Source organism: Pseudomonas sp. DP-17, from assembly GCF_022380625.1.
Taxonomy (GTDB): Bacteria; Pseudomonadota; Gammaproteobacteria; order Pseudomonadales; family Pseudomonadaceae; genus Pseudomonas; species Pseudomonas nitroreducens_A.
This window is the reverse complement of sequence record NZ_JAKSXG010000004.1, coordinates 325524-345236: the sequence shown is the minus strand read 5'-3', so window position 1 is coordinate 345236 and position 19713 is coordinate 325524. Positions and strand designations below refer to the sequence as shown.

Annotated in this window: 15 protein-coding genes; 7 read left to right on the top strand and 8 right to left on the bottom strand. The window is 65.6% G+C overall.

Going from position 1 to position 19713, the window contains the following annotated elements:
- Window positions 1-76: 76 nt before the first annotated feature.
- Window positions 77-1093, bottom strand: a complete 1017-nt coding sequence (locus MJ122_RS10935) for an AraC family transcriptional regulator (protein WP_239744172.1) — start codon at window positions 1091-1093, stop codon at window positions 77-79.
- A gap of 51 nt (window positions 1094-1144) precedes the next feature.
- On the bottom strand, window positions 1145-2824 hold the full coding sequence (locus MJ122_RS10930) for an AMP-binding protein (protein WP_239744171.1): 1680 nt from the start codon (window positions 2822-2824) through the stop codon (window positions 1145-1147).
- Window positions 2825-3327: 503 nt separating this feature from the next.
- On the opposite strand from MJ122_RS10930, the gene pbpG reads away from it, so the two are divergent.
- The 4 genes from pbpG to MJ122_RS10910 all read left to right on the top strand — a co-directional run bounded on the left by pbpG (window position 3328) and on the right by MJ122_RS10910 (window position 6905).
- Window positions 3328-4260: a D-alanyl-D-alanine endopeptidase gene (gene pbpG / locus MJ122_RS10925; protein WP_088417338.1), complete on the top strand. Its 933-nt coding sequence runs from the start codon at window positions 3328-3330 to the stop codon at window positions 4258-4260.
- Window positions 4261-4498: 238 nt separating this feature from the next.
- Entirely contained in the window at window positions 4499-4975 is a 477-nt protein-coding gene (locus MJ122_RS10920) for a PaaI family thioesterase (RefSeq protein WP_239744326.1), read from the top strand.
- A 19-nt stretch (window positions 4976-4994) separates the two neighbouring features.
- On the top strand, window positions 4995-6128 hold the full coding sequence (locus MJ122_RS10915; RefSeq protein WP_239744170.1) for a thiolase family protein: 1134 nt from the start codon (window positions 4995-4997) through the stop codon (window positions 6126-6128).
- A gap of 210 nt (window positions 6129-6338) precedes the next feature.
- On the top strand, window positions 6339-6905 hold the full coding sequence (locus MJ122_RS10910; RefSeq protein WP_088417340.1) for a TetR/AcrR family transcriptional regulator: 567 nt from the start codon (window positions 6339-6341) through the stop codon (window positions 6903-6905).
- A 280-nt stretch (window positions 6906-7185) separates the two neighbouring features.
- On the opposite strand, the gene MJ122_RS10905 is transcribed toward MJ122_RS10910, so the two are convergent.
- Window positions 7186-7992: an SDR family oxidoreductase gene (locus tag MJ122_RS10905; protein ID WP_239744169.1), complete on the bottom strand. Its 807-nt coding sequence runs from the start codon at window positions 7990-7992 to the stop codon at window positions 7186-7188.
- Between the two features lie 334 nt (window positions 7993-8326).
- On the opposite strand from MJ122_RS10905, the gene MJ122_RS30170 reads away from it, so the two are divergent.
- Window positions 8327-8464 carry a PSPA7_2676 family Cys-rich small protein gene (locus tag MJ122_RS30170; RefSeq protein WP_277921879.1) on the top strand — a complete coding sequence of 46 codons (138 nt, stop codon included), beginning with the start codon at window positions 8327-8329 and terminating at the stop codon, window positions 8462-8464.
- 80 nt (window positions 8465-8544) lie between these two features.
- Here the strand turns inward: MJ122_RS30170 and peaD are convergent, their stop codons facing one another.
- From peaD to ccsA, 5 genes are all read right to left on the bottom strand, one after another.
- Window positions 8545-9678, bottom strand: a complete 1134-nt coding sequence (gene peaD, locus MJ122_RS10900; protein WP_239744168.1) for a quinohemoprotein amine dehydrogenase subunit beta — start codon at window positions 9676-9678, stop codon at window positions 8545-8547.
- A gap of 59 nt (window positions 9679-9737) precedes the next feature.
- Entirely contained in the window at window positions 9738-10061 is a 324-nt protein-coding gene (gene qhpC, locus MJ122_RS10895) for a quinohemoprotein amine dehydrogenase subunit gamma (RefSeq protein WP_015477047.1), read from the bottom strand.
- 1 nt (window position 10062) lies between these two features.
- Window positions 10063-11493 (bottom strand): quinohemoprotein amine dehydrogenase maturation protein, encoded by a 1431-nt coding sequence (gene peaB / locus MJ122_RS10890; RefSeq protein WP_088417342.1) that lies wholly within the window; start codon window positions 11491-11493, stop codon window positions 10063-10065.
- Window positions 11494-11569: 76 nt separating this feature from the next.
- Window positions 11570-13141, bottom strand: coding sequence for a quinohemoprotein amine dehydrogenase subunit alpha (gene peaA, locus MJ122_RS10885; protein ID WP_239744167.1), 1572 nt, complete (start codon window positions 13139-13141; stop codon window positions 11570-11572).
- A 197-nt stretch (window positions 13142-13338) separates the two neighbouring features.
- Window positions 13339-15522, bottom strand: coding sequence for a cytochrome c biogenesis protein CcsA (gene ccsA, locus MJ122_RS10880; protein ID WP_239744325.1), 2184 nt, complete (start codon window positions 15520-15522; stop codon window positions 13339-13341).
- A 488-nt stretch (window positions 15523-16010) separates the two neighbouring features.
- Here ccsA and MJ122_RS10875 point away from each other — a divergent pair, with 488 nt between their 5' ends.
- Window positions 16011-17684, top strand: a complete 1674-nt coding sequence (locus MJ122_RS10875) for an MFS transporter (RefSeq protein ID WP_239744166.1) — start codon at window positions 16011-16013, stop codon at window positions 17682-17684.
- Window positions 17685-18064: 380 nt separating this feature from the next.
- The gene (locus tag MJ122_RS10870) at window positions 18065-19558 is read left to right on the top strand and encodes an aldehyde dehydrogenase family protein (protein ID WP_239744165.1); all 1494 of its coding nucleotides are present in this window, start codon (window positions 18065-18067) and stop codon (window positions 19556-19558) included.
- Window positions 19559-19713 lie beyond the last annotated feature (155 nt).

Here is a 19713-nt window from a genome sequence, read left to right as displayed (position 1 = left end):
GGCGTCCTTGGGCAAGAGCGGTTCTGTGTTGTTCTATCGGCTACAAGGGCGGCTACTTGAGCCGAGCCCTTAAATTTCAGGGCTCCTGGCGGATCAGCGCGCGGTATTGCCCCGGCGTGGAGCCGGTCCATTTGCGGAAAGCCTTGTAGAAGGCGCTGGTGTCGGCAAAACCCAGTTCCTCGGCGAGATCGGCGAAGTTGCCGTCACCGCTGTCCAGCCGCGCGATGGCGAGGTCGCGGCGCAACTGGTCCTTGAGCGCCTGGTAGGACTGCCCCTCGGCGGCGAGCTTTCGGCGCAGGGTCGAGGGCGCCATGTAGAAGTGGCTGGCCAATGCGTCGAGATCCGGCCAGCGTTCGAACTTGAGGCTGCGCAGGTAGGCCTTGGTGCGCGCGGCGAGGCTCTGCGGATCGCGGTAGCGCACCAGGATGTTGGCCGGCGCGCCATTCAGAAAGCGCCGAAGTTCGCGCTCATCCCGGCGCACCGGCAGATCCAGCGCCTCGGCGTTGAACAACAGGCGCGACTGGCGCCGGGCGAAGTTAAGGTTCTCGGTGAACATCACCCGGTAGTCGGCGATGAAGTCCGGTTGCGGGCAGCGCAGCTCGACGGCCAGGATCGGAATCCGCCGCCCCACCAGCCAGCAGGCCAGGCCGTGCAGCATCAGCCACAGGGTGAAGTAGCAGAAGGCGCGCGGCGCCGGGCCTTCGGGTTCGTCGAGGACGATGGCGGCAAGGCCGTCCTGGCGCGTCAGGCGCGGAGTGAAGTCATCGAAGACCAGGCCTATGAAGCGCAGCGCGGCGTTCATCGCGGCTTCCAGAGTGGGTTCGCGGACCGCGGCGGCCGCCATGAAGTTGAAGCTGCCGGACTTCATGCGCCGGGCGTTCATACCGAAGAATTCGTCGTCCATCTCCTTGGCCAGGCGCAGCCAGAGCCGCGCGTAGAGCTGGCAGGAAACCCGCGCATAAGGCTTGCCGAACAGCTCAGGGGCAATGCCGGCGGCAGCCAACAACGGCCCGTCGTCACCGCCGGCGCGACGAAACTCGGCCAGCGCTTCGCTGACCAGACGGATGGAGATGGTGCCCTTCTCTACGCCCATGGCGCCCCGGCAATCCGGGCGCGCGTCAGGGCGCAGGACGGCGTCGAGCGATCAGCCACGCTTGCTGCACACCTCTTCGATGCTGATTTCGCGCATGCGGAACTTCTGGATCTTGCCGGTCACCGTCATCGGGAATTCGTCGCAGAATCGGAAGTGACGCGGCACCTTGAAGTGGGCGATGGCGTTCTTGCAGAAGGCGCGCAGTTCGTCTTCGGCGACGCTGTGGCCGGGGTGGAACTTGACCCAGGCCACCAGTTCCTCGCCGTACTTCTCGTCGGGAATACCGATCACCTGGGCGTCGGCCACGGCATGGTGGGTGTAGAGAAACTCCTCGATCTCGCGCGGATAGATGTTCTCGCCGCCACGGATGATCATGTCCTTGCTGCGCCCGACGATGCGCACATTGCCGGCTTCGTCCATCTCGGCGAGGTCGCCGGTGAGCATCCAGCGCGCCGGGCTGATGGCTTCCAGAGTCGCCTGCGGGTTGTTCCAGTAGCCGAGCATCACGCTGTAGCCCCGGGTACACAGCTCGCCGATGGTGCCACGCGGGACGATGCGGCCGTCGGCGTCGATGATCTTGCTCTCCAGGTGCGGCTGGGTGCGGCCGACGGTGGTGACGCGGGTGTCCAGGTCGTCTTCCGGGCCGGTCTGCAGCGACACCGGGCTGGTCTCGGTCATGCCATAGGCGATCTGCACCTCGGCCATGTGCATCTCGTCGATGACCCGACGCATCACTTCGATCGGGCAGGTGGCGCCGGCCATGATGCCGGTGCGCAGGCTGGAGAGGTCGAAGTCGCGACGGGTCGGGTGGTCCAGCTCGGCGATGAACATGGTCGGTACGCCGTAGAGCGCGGTCGCCTTCTCTTCCGCCACCGCCGCCAGGGTCGCCTCGGGCTCGAAGCTGGGCGCGGGGTAGATCATGGTGGAGCCGTGGGTCAAGCAGCCGAGGTTGCCCATCACCATGCCGAAGCAGTGGTACAGCGGCACAGGGATCACCAGGCGGTCGTGCTCGGTGAGGCCGAGGCTGTCGCCGACCATCAGGCCATTGTTGAGGATGTTGTAGTGGCTGAGCGTGGCGCCCTTGGGGAAGCCGGTGGTGCCGGAGGTGTACTGGATGTTGATCGGCTCGTCGAACTGCAGCAGCGCCTGGCGCTCGGTGAGTTCGGCGGCGGCGATGCCACGGCCCAGCGGCTCCAGCTGGCTCCAGCGCAGGAAGCCGGTGGGCGCGCTGTCGGACAGGCTGATCACCCCGCGCAACTCCGGCAGGCGATCGCTGGACAGCTCGCCCGGCCTGCCCTGCCCCAGTTCGGGCAGCAGGTCGGCAAGCATGCCGTGGTAATCGGAAGTCTTGAAGGCATCCGCGCAGACCAGCCAGCGGCAGCCGGACTGCTTGAGCGCGTATTCGAGTTCGTTCACCCGGTAGGCCGGGTTGATGTTGACCAGCACGGCACCGACCTTGGCGCTGGCGAACTGGGTGATACACCACTGCGCGCAGTTGGGCGCCCAGATGCCCAGGCGGTCACCGGGACGCAGGCCGAGGGCGAGGAAGGCGCGGGCGATGCCATTGACTACCTCGGCCAGTTCGGCCCAGGTGTAGCGCAGGTTCTGGTGACGCACGACCAGGGCCTCGCGCGCGGCAAAACGCTCGACGGTGGCATCGAAGGCGGCGCCGATGGTCATGGCCAGCAGGGGTTTGTCCTGGGGGCCGCGGGTGTAACTCAGGTGGTTCATGGCTTTCCCTTGTTGTGCTTGTTCTGGGATCAACGCTGAACGATCGGCCTGGCAGCGGTGCGCGAGGCACCAAGGGCCGACCTGCTCGCCCGCATGACTGGCCGGTCGCGGGCTGCGAACCATGTTTACGTTAACGTAAAGGTAAACGCAACCCCGACCATCGGCCACACGGCAAACCGGGCGCCTGCGTTCGATTCAGGATAGTCACTCACAAAGCGTGCCACCCAGCCTGAACGCCATATGTGGCGCGGCTTTGAGAAGGTTTTCAGCCGTCCAGTGCAAAGCCGTCCCGGTTGCATTTCGCAACAGCTCGGGCAAGCTGCCGCGCCGCGGCTTCCAGCACGACTCACGGTCTCTGCGCAGCCAGGGCCGCTACGTCTCAACATGTCGCAATCTGAGACGCGCCACGCCGCGTGCGCTATGGCGGGTGTTGCATTAGAATTCGCCGAAAATGCCTACATGGATGTAGACACATTCCCACCTCATGCTTGCGAATCACATCCATGCCTAGTCGTCGTTCGATACTGAGCCTGCTGTTTGCCTGTGCCGCTGTTGTCTGTTCATCGAACACCTTCGCCGCCTCCCCCGCCAAGCCGGCTTCGCCCAAGGAGCTGGTGCTCGCATCCGGCAGCGCCCTGGTGGTCGACATGGAGAACGGCAAGACCCTCTATTCCAGCAATCCCAACCTGGTGGTGCCCATCGCCTCGGTGACCAAGCTGATGACCGCCATGGTCACCCTGGACGCCAAGCTGCCGATGAACGAGCTGATCCCCGTGGACATCTCCGAGACTGCCGAGATGAAGGGCGTGTTCTCCCGTGTCCACCTGGGCAGCATGATCAGCCGCCAGAACATGCTGCTGCTGGCCCTGATGTCTTCGGAAAACCGTGCTGCCGCGAGCCTCGCGCACAATTATCCGGGCGGCTCGAAGGCCTTCGTCGCGGCCATGAACGCCAAGGCGAAGTCCCTCGGCATGACCAGCACCCATTACGTCGAACCCACCGGCCTGTCGATCCACAACGTCTCCGATGCCAACGACCTGATCCGCCTGGCCAAGGCCGCCTACACCTACCCGCAGATCCGCGCGATGAGCACCACCGCCACCAGCGACGCGCGCTTCAGCAAGCCCAGCTACTCGCTGAGCTTCTTCAACACCAACCCGCTGGTGCGCAACGGCAAGTGGGACATCCGCCTGACCAAGACCGGCTTCACCAACGATGCCGGCCACTGCCTGGTAATGGTCACCATGATGAACGGCCGCCCGGTCGCCCTGGCCCTGCTCGATGCCTTCGGCAAGCGCACCCACGTGGCCGACGCCGCGCGCATCCGCCGCTGGGTGGAAACCGGCGTCGCCTCGCCGGTGCCCGCCGTCGCCCTGCAGTACAAGGCCCAGCGCAGCCAGGCGCGTGCATCCAACGTCACGGCCACCGCCCAGTAGGTTCTACCCGCGCTGGCGGAGTCCGCTCCGCCAGCCATCCTCTCCTGCTTCCCCGCTCCGTCCTCTTCTTTCCCTGTCGCTTCAGCCCTGCTGGATGGCGCTTCCGTCACTTATATGCTGATCGTCATTCAATGTTAGTATGACATCCATAATATTTTATTGCCGGAGCCATGCGATGACCGAACTGACACTGACCCGTGAACAGAAGATTGCCGCCTGGGAAGCGGCCGCCGCGCAGATGCGCCAGCGTCTGGCCGAGCCTGGCGTGGTCTCGCTGCAGGAACTGCGCGGCAGGACGCCCCAGGAATTCTTCGACGGCATCGGCGCGGGCGAACTGCCTGCCCCGCCGATCAATGCGCTGATCGGCTTCGTGCCGCTGGAATGGGGCCAGGGCCGCTTCGTCTTCCAGGGCACCCCGGACATGCGCCACTACAACCCACTGGGCACCGTGCACGGCGGCTACGCGGCCACGCTGCTGGACTCGGCCATGGGCTGCGCCGTGCATACCATGCTCGAACCCGGCCTGGGCTACACCACCACCGACCTGCGCATCAGCTACATCCGTGCGCTGACCCGCGACACCGGGCCGATCCGCGCCGAGGGCACCATCGTGCATGTCGGCCGCTCCACCGCCCTGGCCGAGGGCCGCCTCTACGACGTGGATGGCCGCCTGTACGCCACCGGCTCCACGACCTGCCTGATCCTCGGGCGCTGAACTTCCCAGGAGAACGACCATGACTTCCGTCGTCATCGCGGGTTACGCCCGCTCCCCGTTCCACTTCGCGAAAAAAGGTGCGCTGATCGATGTGCGCCCCGACGATCTGGCCGCCCAGACGGTCAAGGGACTGGTCGAGCGCAGCGGCCTGGACGCCAACCTGATCGAGGACCTGATCATGGGTTGCGCCTACCCCGAGGCCGAACAGGGCATGAACCTGGCGCGCATCACCGGCTTTCTCGCCGGGCTGCCGGAAACGGTGGCGGGCGCCACGGTGAACCGCTTCTGCGGCTCGTCCATGACCTCCATCCACTTCGCCGCCGGGCAGATCCAGCTCGGCGCCGGAGATGCCTTCATCTGTGCCGGCGTGGAGTCCATGACCCGCGTCCCCATGGGCGGCTTCAACCTTTCCCCCAACCCGCGCCTGCTGGCGGAATTCCCCCAGGCCTACATGCCCATGGGGCAGACGGCCGAGATCGTCGCCGAGCGCTTCGGCATCTCCCGCGCGGACCAGGAAGCCATGGCCGTGGGCTCCCACGCCAAGGCTGCCCATGCCCGCGAGCAGGGCCTGCTGGCGGCGGAGATCGTGCCCATCGACACGCCCAACGGCGAGGTCAACGAGGATGGCTGCATCCGCCCCGGCACCAGCCTGGAAGCGCTGGCGCAGCTCAAGCCGGCTTTCGGCGGCAGCGTCACCGCCGGTACCGCCTCGCCCCTCACCGATGGCGCAGCGGCCGTGCTGGTGTGCAGCGAAGACTTCGCCCGCGACAACGGACTGGAGATCCTGGCGCGGGTGAAAGCCGTCGCCGTGGTTGGCTGCCCGCCAGAAATCATGGGCATGGGTCCGCTGTACGCGACCCGCAAACTGCTGGACCGCAGTGGACTGCGGATGGCCGACATCGATCTGGTGGAGATCAACGAGGCTTTCTCCAGCCAGGCCCTGGCCAGCCTGCGCGGCCTGGAGCTGGATATCGACCGGGTCAACCTGCACGGCGGCGCCCTGGCCATCGGTCACCCACTGGGCGCCACCGGCGCACGCATCACCGGCAAGGCGGCAGCGCTGCTGAAGGAAACCGGCGGGCGCTACGCCATCGCGACCCAGTGCATTGGTGGCGGGCAAGGTGTGGCGACATTGCTGGAAGCCGTGCGCTGAGCTGAGAACCCGCTCCTACAAGGAGAGTTTTCGAGCGGTGCGACAACATCGCGGACGGAGTCCGCTCCTACGGGGCTCAGCCTTGGGTAGGAGCGGACTCCGTCCGCGATCGTCTTTCCGCGTACGCCGGTGTCTGCCCTGAATCACCTCCCCGCGCCCACCCTGCGTTAGAATGTCAACCAGCATTCCATGATCCGCAGGAGACCGGTCATGCGTTACTCCGAAGACCACAAGGCCCAGACCCGCGAACGCATCATCAACGAGGCGGCGCAGCGCTTTCGCAGCGAAGGCGTCGACGCCACCGGCCTGCAGACGCTGATGAAGGCGCTGGGCCTGACCCACGGCGGCTTCTACGCGCACTTCAAGTCCAAGGACGAGCTGGTGGAGATCGCCCTGCAGCAGGCCGCCGAGCAGTTGCGCCCGGTCGTCGACCAGCAGTTCGCGAAGGCCGACCCGCTGCCCGGCTTCATCGACCAGTACCTCTCCCCCGGCCACCGCAACACGCCGGGCAAGGGCTGCCCGCTGCCGACCATCTCGGCGGAACTGGGCGCACGTGGCCATGCCAGCGCCACCACCGACGCCATCGTCCAGGCGCGCATCGACGCCATCGAGAAAGCGCTGCCCAGCGAGCATGCCGAGGATGAAAGCGTCGCCCTGCTCGCTACCCTGATCGGCGCGCTGGTGCTGTCGCGCAGCGTGGCCGACCCGGAACTGTCCGATCGCATCCTGGAGAGCACCCGCCGGCATTTGAAGCGCGAGATCGGCGCGGCGGAGTGAATTCCCCACTATAGATGCATGCGGCATCTTTGTCGGGCGCATAACGCGCCAGCGTTATCCGCCAATCAAGGGCCGGCGGATAACCTGTTCCAGGTTATTCGCCCTACGCCACTGACGTACGGCCAGCCCTGCGCCTGGACCCTGTAGGAGCGAGCTTGCTCGCGAACCTGCAAGGCACGGTGCCAAGCGGTTCGCGAGCAAGCTCGCTCCCACAAAGAGCCGCGCATAAAAAAGCCCCGGCACAGGGCTGGGGCAAGCTTTTCGCCACTCAACTACTCGATCAAACCAACTCCACGCCATAACGCTGCGCCGGAGCGCTGCGCGACAGGTTAGGCGCCATTTTCAGGCGCGCGGCGGTGAAGGCTTCGAACTCACCCGCATCCGGCAGCGCCGGCAGGGTCACCACTTCGCCCAGCGCCAGGCCGGCCAGGGCGGCGTCCACCATGTGGTTCACGTCCATCAGCATTTCCGCCGGCAGTGCGGAAATGTCGGTGCCGGCACGGTCCCAGATTTCAGTGCGGGTAGCGCCCGGCAACACCGCTTGGATGCGCAGGCCCAGCGGCGCCAGCTCCTGCTGCATGGACTGGGTCAGGTTGAGCACGAAAGCCTTGGTGGCGCTGTAGCTGCCGTTGAACAGTTCCGGCGCCAGGGCCAGCACCGAGGCCACGTTGATGATGGTGCCCCGACCGCGTCCGGCGAACGCCTTCGCCGCAGCGCCGGCCAGACGCGCGGTGGCGATGACGTTCAGCTCGATCATGCTTTCCAGGCGGTCCAGGTCGGTTTCCAGCAGGGTGCCGTTGATCGCCACGCCGGCGTTGTTCAGCAACAGGCTGATGCTCGCGTCTTCGGCCAGACGAGCCTCGACGCGGGAGCGATCTTCGCGGCGGGTCAGGTCAGCCTTCAGGACATCCACCGAGACGCCGTACTCTTCGCCCAGGCGCGCAGCCAGGGCATCCAGGCGTTGCTGGTCGCGGGCCACCAGCAGCAGGTCGTAGCCCTGGGCGGCGAGGCGCTGGGCGTAGGTGGCGCCGATGCCGGAGGAAGCACCGGTGATCAGTGCGCGGCCCAGTTCGGATTTGGCATTCATGGTTCTTTCTCCAGGAGGCGTTCGCCCCGCTTGCAACGTTGAGTGGGCCTGGTGGCCGTCTGGAATGTCCGGCCAATTGAATGATAGCCGTCATCTGAACGCTGATATTATGCTCATAATATTATCTGTCAAGGCCCGAGCTTCGGTGGTGACAAACGGCCAGGGAGTCAGTGGAACGCTCAGTGGCGGGCGTCACGCGCCATCGGGCAGTTTAGGTTGCCCATTCCAGAGCACGCGCGAGAGGCTCGGGACGTCTCCACACAAGAACAAGCCCGGAGCGTCACCTGCACCCTGCTGCCTGTCTAACGAACCGGAGCGATCCGGAGGAGGACACATGCGATTGCGCTGCTTTTTCCTGGGATGCGTTTGGGATGAAGGAACTCTGACCGAAGTCGGCCGCGTGCCGATGCTGTGCCAGCGCTGTGCGCGCTGCGGTGCACAACGGTACCTCAGTCCCGAGCCGGAAGTCTGAGCCACAAGCGAAACTGCCCGGAGCACACAGGTGCTCCGGGCAGTCTCATTTCCGCAGGCGGGCTGTCCGCAGGCCAGGCCTCAGTTGGCCACGAACGCCTGGCTGGTGGTGATCGCCATGTCGCCGCCGGGCAGCTTCAGATCGCCGAGGCGCTCCAGGCTGTCGGCGTCGAAGATCGCCACATCGTTCAGGGTTCCGGTCAGGTACAGCTTGTTGCCGGCCTTGTTGGTCGACAGGCAGTAGTAGGAGTGGTCCAGGTTCGCCGCCTTGACCAGCTTCTGCTGCTTGATGTCGTACTTGGCCAGGCGGTTCAGCACGCCGTAGACGATGTTGCGGTCCTTGGCCGAGCGGATGCCGCTGAAGTACACCTCGGTGACCGGGCCGAAGTCGACGGTCTCGGTCTTGCCGGTGGCCAGGTCGATGTTGAAGAAGCCGTAGAGGAACTCGGCCGTGGCCATGTCCTGCTTGGCGTCCTTGAACTTCGCCGTGGTGTAGAGCAGCGAGAAGTCACGCGGGTAGGTCTGCTGGTTCCACACGTAGAGCACATCTGGCGGCGCGTAGTTGGGGCGCTTCCAGTTGCGGCTGGGGATGACCACGTCGAACTTGCCGGTCTTCACGTCCACCTTGTAGATGTCCGGGCCCGCCACATAGAGGGTACCGTCGTCGCCGCTCTGCATGATGGTCAGCTGGCGCGGCGCCGGGAAGGTGCGCACCGGCTTGGCACCCATGCCATCGGCCACCGAATAGACCTGCAGGCGCGGCTGCTGCACCTCGTAGTGCTCGGCGAGGATCAGCGTCGGGTTGGCGATGGCGTAGATTTCCTTGCCGTCGTGACTGACGGTCATGGAGAACATCGCCCGCGCATTCTCGCCCGGTTTCTGCGCAAGGGTGGCGTGGAACACCGGCTTGCAGTCATCGAGCTGGATGCCGTAGATGTCCGCGTAGTGGTTGCTGAGGATGTAGACGGTCTTGCGGTCCGGCGACAGCTGGGTCATGCCCGGACCGTAGGCGCCGGGAATGGTGCAGGTCTTGAACAGCTTGTCGGTCTGCATGTCGATGACGTGCAGGTTGTTCGGATAGTTGGTGCTGATCAGGTACTCGTGGCCACTTTCCAGCGCCTTGCCGGTGTCGGCGCCGGCATCGGCGGCGACGGCTTGCAGCGCGCAGGCCAGCGAGAGGCCGCCGAGCGCGGCGGCGAATGCTTTTCTGGACATGCAGGTTTTCCTCTTGTTCTTCTGGTCCATGCTCTTGGGGCCGATATTCGTCAGGCCGGTCATTTGTCGTCCGGGAATACGGTGCCGAGGTTGCGCCAGTTCTCGGCCGAGGCCTGCGCATCCTTGTTCCAGTCGGGGTAGGTGCTCATCATGTCCGGCACCTGGGCCGGCCACCAGCAGGGGTCGGAGCAGCCGTAGAGGTCCGCCTCCATCGGCTGGCAGAGCGAAGAAACGCCGCCGAACACGTCGACTTCCCAACCCGGGTCGGTGGTGGCTGCGCAACCGGCCACGGAGTTCATCGCCACCACGTCCTCGATGCGATCCTCGGCGGCGGCCTGTTCGAGCTTCTGTGCTTTGGTGTTGATCGCTTTCAGATGTTTCATGTCAGTGCGCCTTCCGCGGAGTGATGTGGCGGTCGATGAAGCTGGGGTTGGAAGCCATGATCCGGCTGTAGACCTCGATGCCGAAGTCGACCCAGTCCCTCATCAGTTCGCAGTAGTGGTAGGTGGGGTGCGCCGGGTCGCCGTAGCGGGCGTAGCTCTCGTGGTAGCAGCCGCCGGAGCAGAGGTTGCGGATGTGACAGCTGGCGCAGCCGGTGTCGGTGCGGTCCAGGCGCTGCGAGAGGAACTCGTTCAGTTCGGCCTGCTTCACCCCTTCATGCACGTTGCCGAAGGTCGGCAAGGATGAGCCGGTGAAGCGGTGGCACAGGTTCAGCTCGCCCTTGTGGTCCACGGCCAGCATCTTCAGTCCGGCACCGCACGGCAGGGCTTTCTTCTGCCCTTCATGGATGTCGGTGATCAGCTGGTGCAGGTTGGAGAAGCCGATGTTGCGCCCTTGCAGCGCCTCGTCCAGGTAGCGGCGACCCAGGGCCTTCATACCGGCGAAGACCTCCTTCAGCTCGTCCCCGGTGAGGTTGTAGCTGCTGATATCGCCGGAGGTGACCGGGGCGAAGCCGACTTCGGCGAAGCCCATCTCGTTGAACAGGTGGTTCCAGATGGTCTCGACGTCGGTGACGCCGGTGGTCAGGGTCACCCGCGCGCCGACCGGCCGCGCGGTGTAGCGCGACAGCAGCATGTCGGCCTTGCGCCGCACCACGTCATAGGTGCCCTGCCCGCCCACGGTGATGCGGTTGCGGTCGTGCACCGTCTTCGGTCCGTCGATGCTGATGGACAGCCCGAAGCGATGGGCGTTGAGCCAGTCGACGATTTCCTCGGTGAGCAGCGTGGCGTTGGTGGTCATGACGAAGTCCACCGTCTTGCCCAGCTCGCCGAAACGGCGCTCGCAGTACGCGACCATGTGCTCGATCAGCGGACGGTTGGACAGCGGCTCGCCGCCGAAGAACACCACGGTGTAGCGCGGCTCGTCGGGGGATTCCTGGATCAGCATTTCCACCGAGGCTTCGGCGGTTTCCGCGCCCATCTTCTTGCCGGCGGAGGGCTTGTCCAGGTCTTCCTTGTAGCAGTAGGTGCAACTCAGGTTGCAGCCGGTGTTGACGTTCAGCACCACGGTGTTGAGCGCGGTGCGGTCAACCTTCTTGATACCGATTTCAGGGGTCAGCGGTGAGCCGTCGCTGACCAGCTCCAGCGCGATCAGCTCGCGCAGGGTCTCGTCGATTTCCTCGGCGCCGAAGCGCCCGGCCAGGCGCTGGGTCAGCTCGTCCGGCGAGCAGGCCTGCCCGCGCAGCGCGTCGATGATTCCGCCGGTCAACTCGTCGCTGGCGAACAGCGAGGAGCTGGGGATGTGGAACAACAGGCGGTCGGCGTCGACCTGCACTTCATGCAGGTTGCGTTCGACCAGATTCAAGATGGCGCCCATGGCGACCTCCCGGAACTCTCAGAATGTGCCCGCCCGCAGGCGGGACTCACGCGTTCAGTTCATCCGATTCCGACGGTTACGGAATCGGCGGGTTGTTCCAACGCTGCACGGTGACGATCATGTGTCCTTCGCCCTTGTGCGACTGACCGGCGTCGTCCACCGCGGCAATCACCTTCAGGTTGCCGGCGTTGTTGGTCATCATCTTGCGCGCCGGGTTCGGGCCGGCGTCGCCCGGTGTGAAGATGCCGCTGTCGGCGTCCATCACCCCGGCGTACTTCACGTCCTCGTCTTCCTTGGCGCGATCATCGAACGGCTCGACCGACCACTGTGCGGGGAACACACCGATGCGGAACGGCTTGCCGTCGGCACCCTTGCCCCAGGCCTCGGCGTCGAAGCTGCCCTGGACCTTGGGCGTGGAGCCGCCATTGCCGCCGATGCGGGAAATGGAGAACTCCGGCACCACCTTCACTTCGGCGATGTCCTTGTAGACGGCGAGGCTGCCGCCCTTGGCGCTGCCCACGGTGACATCGCGTTCACCGGCGGCGGCCGCATCGCTGGCCTTGACCTTGACGGTCACGCGCTCCGGAGTTTCGGAGACTACCGAGACCACCTCCACGCCCTTGCCGAACGACGGCTTGCCCTTCAGGCCGGTGCCGACCACGCTGACTTCGGTCTCCGCACCCGCCTTGATGTAGGCCGGCTGCACGCTCAGCACGTGGCTGGTGCCGTCCTTCGCCGCAACGAAGTCCAGGCCGCGCTCGTCGTGGGCCTTGTCGAACATGCGGCCCTGCATCTGGCCGTCGAGGGCGGCGAATACCTGGCGCAGGGTCACGTCGCCGACTTTCACTGCGCCGCGCCATTCGTAGCCGTTATAGAGCACCGCGCTGCCCTCGCCGCTGAACGGCGAGCCGTCGGCGTACTGGCCTTTCACGCTGACCTTGAAGGCGTCGTCGCCGTCCTGGCTCACGCTCATGCTGCCGGCCAGGTCACCCTTGCCCGGCATGTGCCCGGCAAAGCTCCACTCACCCGCCAGTGTCTCGGCCTTGGGCCGGTTCTTCTGCCAGTCGGACCAGGCCTTGCTGTCGAGCGGGTAGCGCTTGGCGAGCTCGGGGACCATCTCCTTCTTCGCCAGGTCGAACCAGTCGCGGTCGCGGGCCAGGGCCTGGTATTCCAATGACGGCCAGCGGCCGAGGTGGAAGTTCACCAGCTTCTCCCACTCTGCCGCGGGGCGACGTTGCAGGGCGATGCGCGCACCCGAGTGACAGCGGGCGCACATCTGCTCGAAGTTGGTATCGAATTTCTCGACGGTGTTCAGCCGGCGCTCGAGGGCGTAGCGCACGCCCTCGGTCTCGCTGGGCGCCAGGCCCTGCTTGTCGGCGAGGAACTTGACCACCGCACGGCGCTCCTCGTCGGTGATCTTCAGGCCGTACATCACCTGCATGCGGGCGATGCTCATCAGCCAGCCTTCGGGGGTCTTGCGCTGGTGGCTGATACGGCTGAGGGAATTGTTGCCTTCGGGCGTATGGCACGCCTGGCACTTGGCGTTGATGATCGCCTGGCCTTCGGGTGCGGCCTGGGCCGTCTGGTGCAGCGCAAGGGCCAGTGCGGCCAGGGTTCCGGCACCCAGATAGCGCCGAAGTCGTGTCATCTTCAAGGTCAGGCCTCCTCGGTATTCTTGTTGGTTATTCGCGCCCACCGATGGGCTAAGAGCGAGCTCTTGAACGCAGTTTTGCAGGTTGTGTGCCACTACTGCGCAAACCCCGCCGAATCAGGCCTTCGGCGGTATTTTCAGGCACGCCCGGTGGATGCCACCGGGGTTGCGACGTCACATTTCGCGATTGCTGTCTAACTCTGAGACAGGGCCTGTGAGACACCCTCCGAAGCAGTATGGTCCGGCTTGCGCAAAGCGCCGCCCGCCGGGAGCATCAGGGCGCCGAACAGCATGGTGATCAGGCCGACCCAGACCAGCGAGAGGAACGGGAAGCGGCGCACCACCACCACGCTCTCGATGTCGTCGCCAGGCTTCTTGAGCAGACGCGCCGAGGCCGGCACCCAGATCTGCAGATCGCCGCTCCAGCCGCGGACGATGAATGGATGCAACACGTAGCCGCGGTCCGAGGCGAAGCGCGCGTAGTGGTAGTCGAGGATTTCGCAGAGCTGGCGCACCGGCCCCTGGTAGGCTGGCGGGTTGCCCCGGCTGTCCTGGAACAGCGCGTGGCCGGCCAAGGTGCGCTCGCCGTCGCGCAGCTCCACCTTGGCCACCGCGTGGTAGCCGGAAAAATCCGGCCGGCTGGAGTCCGGCGAGACGCGCATCTGCATACCGCCGATCACCGCGTGCCACTGCTCGAAGGACGTGCCCGGCGGGATGCTGATCTGCTGATAGCTATTCAGCGCCGTGGCCGCGAGACCGCCCACCAGCGCGATCACCGCGCCGCCGTGCACCAGCGCCAAACCGCCGCTGTAGCGCAGACTGCCCACTCGGCGGCTGCGCCAGAGACTCTGCACGCCCCAGAGCACGCAACTGCCCATCAGGAAAGCGCCGCCCAACAGCGCCGCATCCAGCCACGGCAACACCCGCACGATGCTCTGCGAGAGCATGCCGTCGCCGTTGTAGCCGCTGCTCAACCAGCCGCCGCGCCAGCCGGTCCAGACCATCACGACGGCCGTCAGGACTGTCGCCAGCAGCGCCAGCCGGGGTCGGCCGCAACGGCGCAGGAAGCTGTAGCCGCCCATCAGGCCAATCGCCGCCAGCAGCGGTACGACCCAGTGGGCCAGGCCGTAGCCGTTGACGTCCCACTGGTCGAAGGCCCGGCGCAGGCTGTCCATCTCGGCGGTGGTGGCCCAGGCAGTCAGGGTTTCGGAGAAGGGTTTCAGTTCGCTCGGCCGCTCCACGCCCAGCCATTCATAGAGATGCGCCTGCAGCAGCGCACCAAGGGCCAGCAGCCCGGTGCCGGCGAACAGGTAGATGGCCACGTCCAGCGTCCAGTCCGAGGCGCCGCGCCGGCGCCCTGCCCGCTTGCGCGCCCGCCACCCCGCCAGCAGGTGGAAGGTCGTGAGCGCCAGCAGTATCGCCGCCAGAGCCAGATGGCTGAGCCAGGATGTGGTGCCGATGTAGCGGTGCGAGCTGGCCAGCACCATGCTGCGGGTCACCGCCATGGCGCCGCAGGCCATGGCCGCCGCCAGCAGGCTGAGCACTGGCAGCAGCCGTGCATAGGCACCATCCGCGCGCCAGCGGCGGGCACCGTGCAGCACCGCGCCGAGCAGCGCCCAGATAATGAACGCCGAGGTCTGCACCGGGTCCCAGTGCCACAGCTGGCCATAGGTGAAATCCTCCATGGCCCAGGCCATGCCCACGCCAATCCCGGCGCTGAGAATCAGCCAGGCGCGGCGGCTGTAGCGCGGCATCACCCAGGCATAGGCATGGCCGCCTCGTCCCAGCGCTTCAAGCGCGGCACCGGCCGGCGCCAGCACCCAGGCATAGGCGCAGAGGATCAGCGGCGCATGCAACGACATCCAGAAGGTCTGCAGATGGGCGTTCATGCCCTGGCTCGGTTGCGCTGCCAGCCAGTCCTCGGGCGTGGCACTGAAGGGCCCGAGCCAGGCCGCAGTGGCCACGTACCAGGCAGCAATCAACGCCATGCCGCGCCCGGCCCAGCCCGGCAACGCCGAACTCTTCAGGGCGATGGCCATGCAGAAGGTCGCCAGCAGCAGGACGGTACCTTCGTCGCCACCCCAGAGGTTGGAGAATTTCAGGTAAGCCGGCAGCGCCGCGCTGCTGTAGAGCCACGCATAACGCAGCTGAAAGTGGTCGGCGATCAGGTGCAGGCCAAGCGCAAGACAAGCGCCGCACAGCGCACCAAGCACCACCGGCCACGCCGGCCCGCGCCACTCCGAACGGCTGGCACCCAGGGCAATCAGCGCCGCCAGCGCCCAGAGCAAAGCATTGCCCGCACCGGGCAGCAGCCACAGCAACAGACAGATCGATGCGGCGGCGAGCGGCCCCGCAATCCACGGCAACGACGGGTGCATCCTCTTCAAGCCAGGCCTCCTTGTGCAGCGCCGACGTGGCGCCAGGCGTAACCCCGAGCTCTTCACGTTGCGTGCCAGAGGGAAAAACCCTTGTGGAACAACCGGCTGTGCCCAGGCAAGGGCCGACCAGGCGTGGCAGATCGCGACAGCTGTAGCAGCCTGAGACAGCCCTAGCCGTTATAGACGATGGTCTAATTGCGCGTCCTTCCGGCGAGGAAGTGGCAAAGCTCGAGGTGCCAGCCAGACGCCTTGCTTTTGCCGGCCTGTCCAGAACAGGTGCCCATCCGCGCCAGCCGGGGCTTTGCCGGGTTGGAAAGTGGCCAGACGCGTGAGAACGATTATGCTTCCAGATGACCTTGCGGTGTTCCGCAGGGCCGCCTGTTTTCAAGCACCAACCATCCGTAGGAACTGTCATCAGCCCTGGGCTCGAGTGCGGTAACGGAAATTGAGGGACTCCGGCCCAAAAAAACAACAAGACGGAGACGAACATGGCGCAAACCTACAGCCCGGCCGCGGGCAACGCTCCTCACAGCGGAATCACCAAGGAGGAGCGCAAGGTCATCTTTGCCTCCTCGCTGGGTACGGTGTTCGAGTGGTACGACTTCTACCTCTACGGCTCCCTGGCGGCGATCATCGCCAAGCACTTCTTCGCCGGGGTCAACGAAACCACCGCCTTCATCTTCGCCCTGCTGGCCTTCGCCGCCGGCTTCGCGGTGCGGCCCTTCGGCGCCATCGTGTTCGGCCGCCTGGGCGACATGATCGGGCGCAAGCACACCTTCCTCATCACCATCGTCATCATGGGCGTGTCCACCGCCGTGGTCGGCCTGCTACCGGCCTACTCCACTATCGGCGTCGCCGCGCCGATCATCCTCATCACCCTGCGGCTGTTGCAGGGCCTGGCGCTGGGCGGCGAGTACGGCGGCGCTGCCACCTACGTCGCCGAGCACGCACCCAAGGGCAAGCGCGGCTTCTTCACCTCTTGGATCCAGACCACCGCCACGCTGGGCCTGTTCCTCTCGCTGCTGGTGATCATGGCCTGCCGCACCGCCCTGGGCACCGAGGCGTTCGAGGCCTGGGGCTGGCGGCTTCCCTTCCTGCTGTCGATCCTGCTGCTGATCGTCTCGGTGTACATCCGCCTGCAACTGGCCGAGTCGCCGGTGTTCATGAAGATGAAGGAAGAAGGCAAGGCGTCCAAGGCACCCTTGACCGAATCCTTCGGCCGCTGGGAAAACCTCAAGGTGGTGATCATGTCGCTGCTTGGCGGCACCGCCGGCCAGGCCGTGGTCTGGTACACCGGGCAGTTCTACGCGCTGTTCTTCCTCTTGCAGACCCTGAAGATCGACGCGCAGACCGCCAACCTGCTGATCGCCGGCTCCCTGCTGCTGGGCACGCCGTTCTTCGTGTTCTTCGGCAGCCTGTCCGACCGCATCGGCCGCAAGAAGATCATCATGGCCGGCTGCATCCTCGCCGCGCTGACCTACTTCCCGATCTTCCACGGCCTGACCCAGTTCGGTAACCCGGACGTGTTCGCCGCCCAGGAAAAGAACCCGGTAACGGTAGTGGCTGACCCGAATGCCTGCTCCTTCCAGTTCGATCCGGTGGGCAAGGCGAAATTCGTCAGCTCCTGCGATTTGGCGAAGAGCCTGCTGGCCAAGCGCGCCATTCCCTACGACAACCTCAAGGCCGAGACCGGCGCGACGACCCAGGTACACATCGGCGACAAGGTCATTGCCAGTTTCGAGGGAGCCGGCATGCCGGCGGCGGAATTCAAGGTGCAATCGGAAGTCTTCACCGCGCAGCTCGCCGCCTCGCTCAAGGAGGCCGGCTACCCCGAGAAGGCAGATCCTTCGAAGATCAACCACCTGATGATGCTGGTGCTGCTGACCATCCTGGTGATCTACGTGACCATGGTGTACGGGCCGATTGCCGCGTGGCTGGTCGAGCTGTTCCCGACGCGCATCCGCTATACCTCCATGTCGCTGCCCTACCACATCGGCAACGGCTGGTTCGGCGGCTTCCTGCCCACCGTCGCCTTCGCCATGGTGGCGGCCACCGGGGACATTTACTACGGCCTCTGGTACCCCATCGTCATCGCGGTGATGACGGCGGTGCTGGGCATCCTGTTCCTGCCGGAGACCAAGGATCGGGATATCACCCACTGAGGTTGCGACGCCACGCCGGCCCCCCTCTCCCCGGCCCTCTCCCTGAAGGGAGAGGGGGTTTCCGTGCGATGCAGAATCCTGATGCGCGCCTTTGACTCAGTTGCCGGCTGAAGGCAGACCATGCCCCAGCGCCGAACGGTCCCCTCTCCCTTCAGGGAGAGGGTTAGGTAGAGGGCTCACCCTGCTCCGCGCCCCTCCACAAACACCCCTTACCGTCTCAGCCGCTGTCGCAATGTGCGACAGCGGCTTCCTTTCGTCGTCGCATAAAAACCAATTAATTCTTTTAATTTCAATAAGTTAAATAGAAAAACAAGCCTTGGCACAGCCGTTGCGATGCTCCGCCTCAACGTTCCTGAAACAGACAACAAGAGGCCACCGCAATGCTCGCTTCCCTGCCCATCAAGCCCGAATCCCGCGCCTTCCTGCAGCGTGCCCCGAAGATGTTGATCGGTGCCGACTGGACCTCCGCCAGCGACGGCGCCCTGATGGACCTGCGCAACCCGGCGACCGGCGAAGTGCTCTGCCAGGTGCCCGCCGGCACCGCCGCCGATGTCGACCGCGCCGTGCGCGCCGCGCGCCAGGCTTTCGATGATTCGGCCTGGAGCCGCACCCGTCCGCGCGAGCGGCAGAACCTGCTGTGGAAGCTCGCCGACCTGATGGAGCGCGACGCCGACCTGCTGGCCGAGCTGGAGTGCCTGAACAACGGCAAGAGCGCCGCCGTCGCCCGGGTGATGGACGTGCAGCTGGCCATCGACTTCCTGCGCTACATGGCCGGTTACGCCACCAAGATCGAGGGCAGCACGGTGGACGTGTCCATGCCGCTGATGCCCGACGGTGAATTCCACGGCTACATCCGCCGCGAAGCCGTCGGCGTGGTGGGCGCCATCGTCGCCTGGAACTTCCCGCTGCTGCTGGCCTGCTGGAAACTCGGCCCGGCGCTGGCCACCGGTTGCACGGTGGTGCTCAAGCCCGCCGACGAAACCCCGCTGTCCGCCCTGAAACTCGCCGAGCTGGTGCTCGAAGCCGGCTACCCGGCCGGCGTATTCAACGTCGTCACCGGCGCCGGCATCACCGCGGGCGCAGCCCTCTCCCACCATCCACTGGTGGATAAGCTGACCTTCACCGGCTCCACCCCGGTAGGCAAGGAAATCGGCAAGGCGGCCATGGACAACATGACCCGCGTGACCCTGGAGCTGGGCGGTAAGTCGCCGACCATCGTCATGGCCGACGCGGACCTGGCCACCGCCGCTGCCGGCGCCGCCCAGGCGATCTTCTTCAACCAGGGCCAGGTCTGCTGCGCCGGCTCGCGCCTCTACGTGCAGCGCAAGCACTTCGACAACGTGGTGGCCGATATCGCCGGCATCGCCAATGGCATGAAGCTGGGCAACGGTCTGGACCCGAGCATCGACATGGGCCCGCTGATTTCCGCCAAACAGCAGAAGCGCGTGTTCGACTACATCGAACTGGGCCGAGACAAAGGCGCCACCATCGCCTGCGGCGGTGAGCAGTTCGGCCCCGGCTATTTCGTCAAACCCACGGTGATAGTCGACGTCGACCAGAAGAACCCGCTGGTGCAGGAAGAAATCTTCGGCCCGGTGCTGGTCGCCATGCCCTTCGACGACATCGAGGACGCCCTGCGCCTGGCCAACGACAGCCCCTACGGCCTGGGTGCCAGCGTCTGGTCCAACGACCTGGCGGCGGTGCACCGCATGGTGCCACGCATCAAGTCCGGCTCGGTGTGGGTCAACTGCCACAGCGCGCTGGATCCGGCGCTGCCCTTTGGCGGGTTCAAGATGTCGGGCCTGGGCCGCGAGATGGGCGCCGCCGCCATCGAGCACTATACCGAGCTGAAGTCGGTGCTGATCCGCCTGTAACAACCCGCTGGTCTACCTCGCCCGCGCGGTCCCCCTGCGCGGGTCGTGCATCCCCCGGTCGCGGCAGCGCACGGGGGACTTTTTTGCCCCTCGCGGTCAGCCTCTGCACGCCCCCTGCTGCACTAAGCTTCTGGCAGACCTCGCGAGGGAACGAC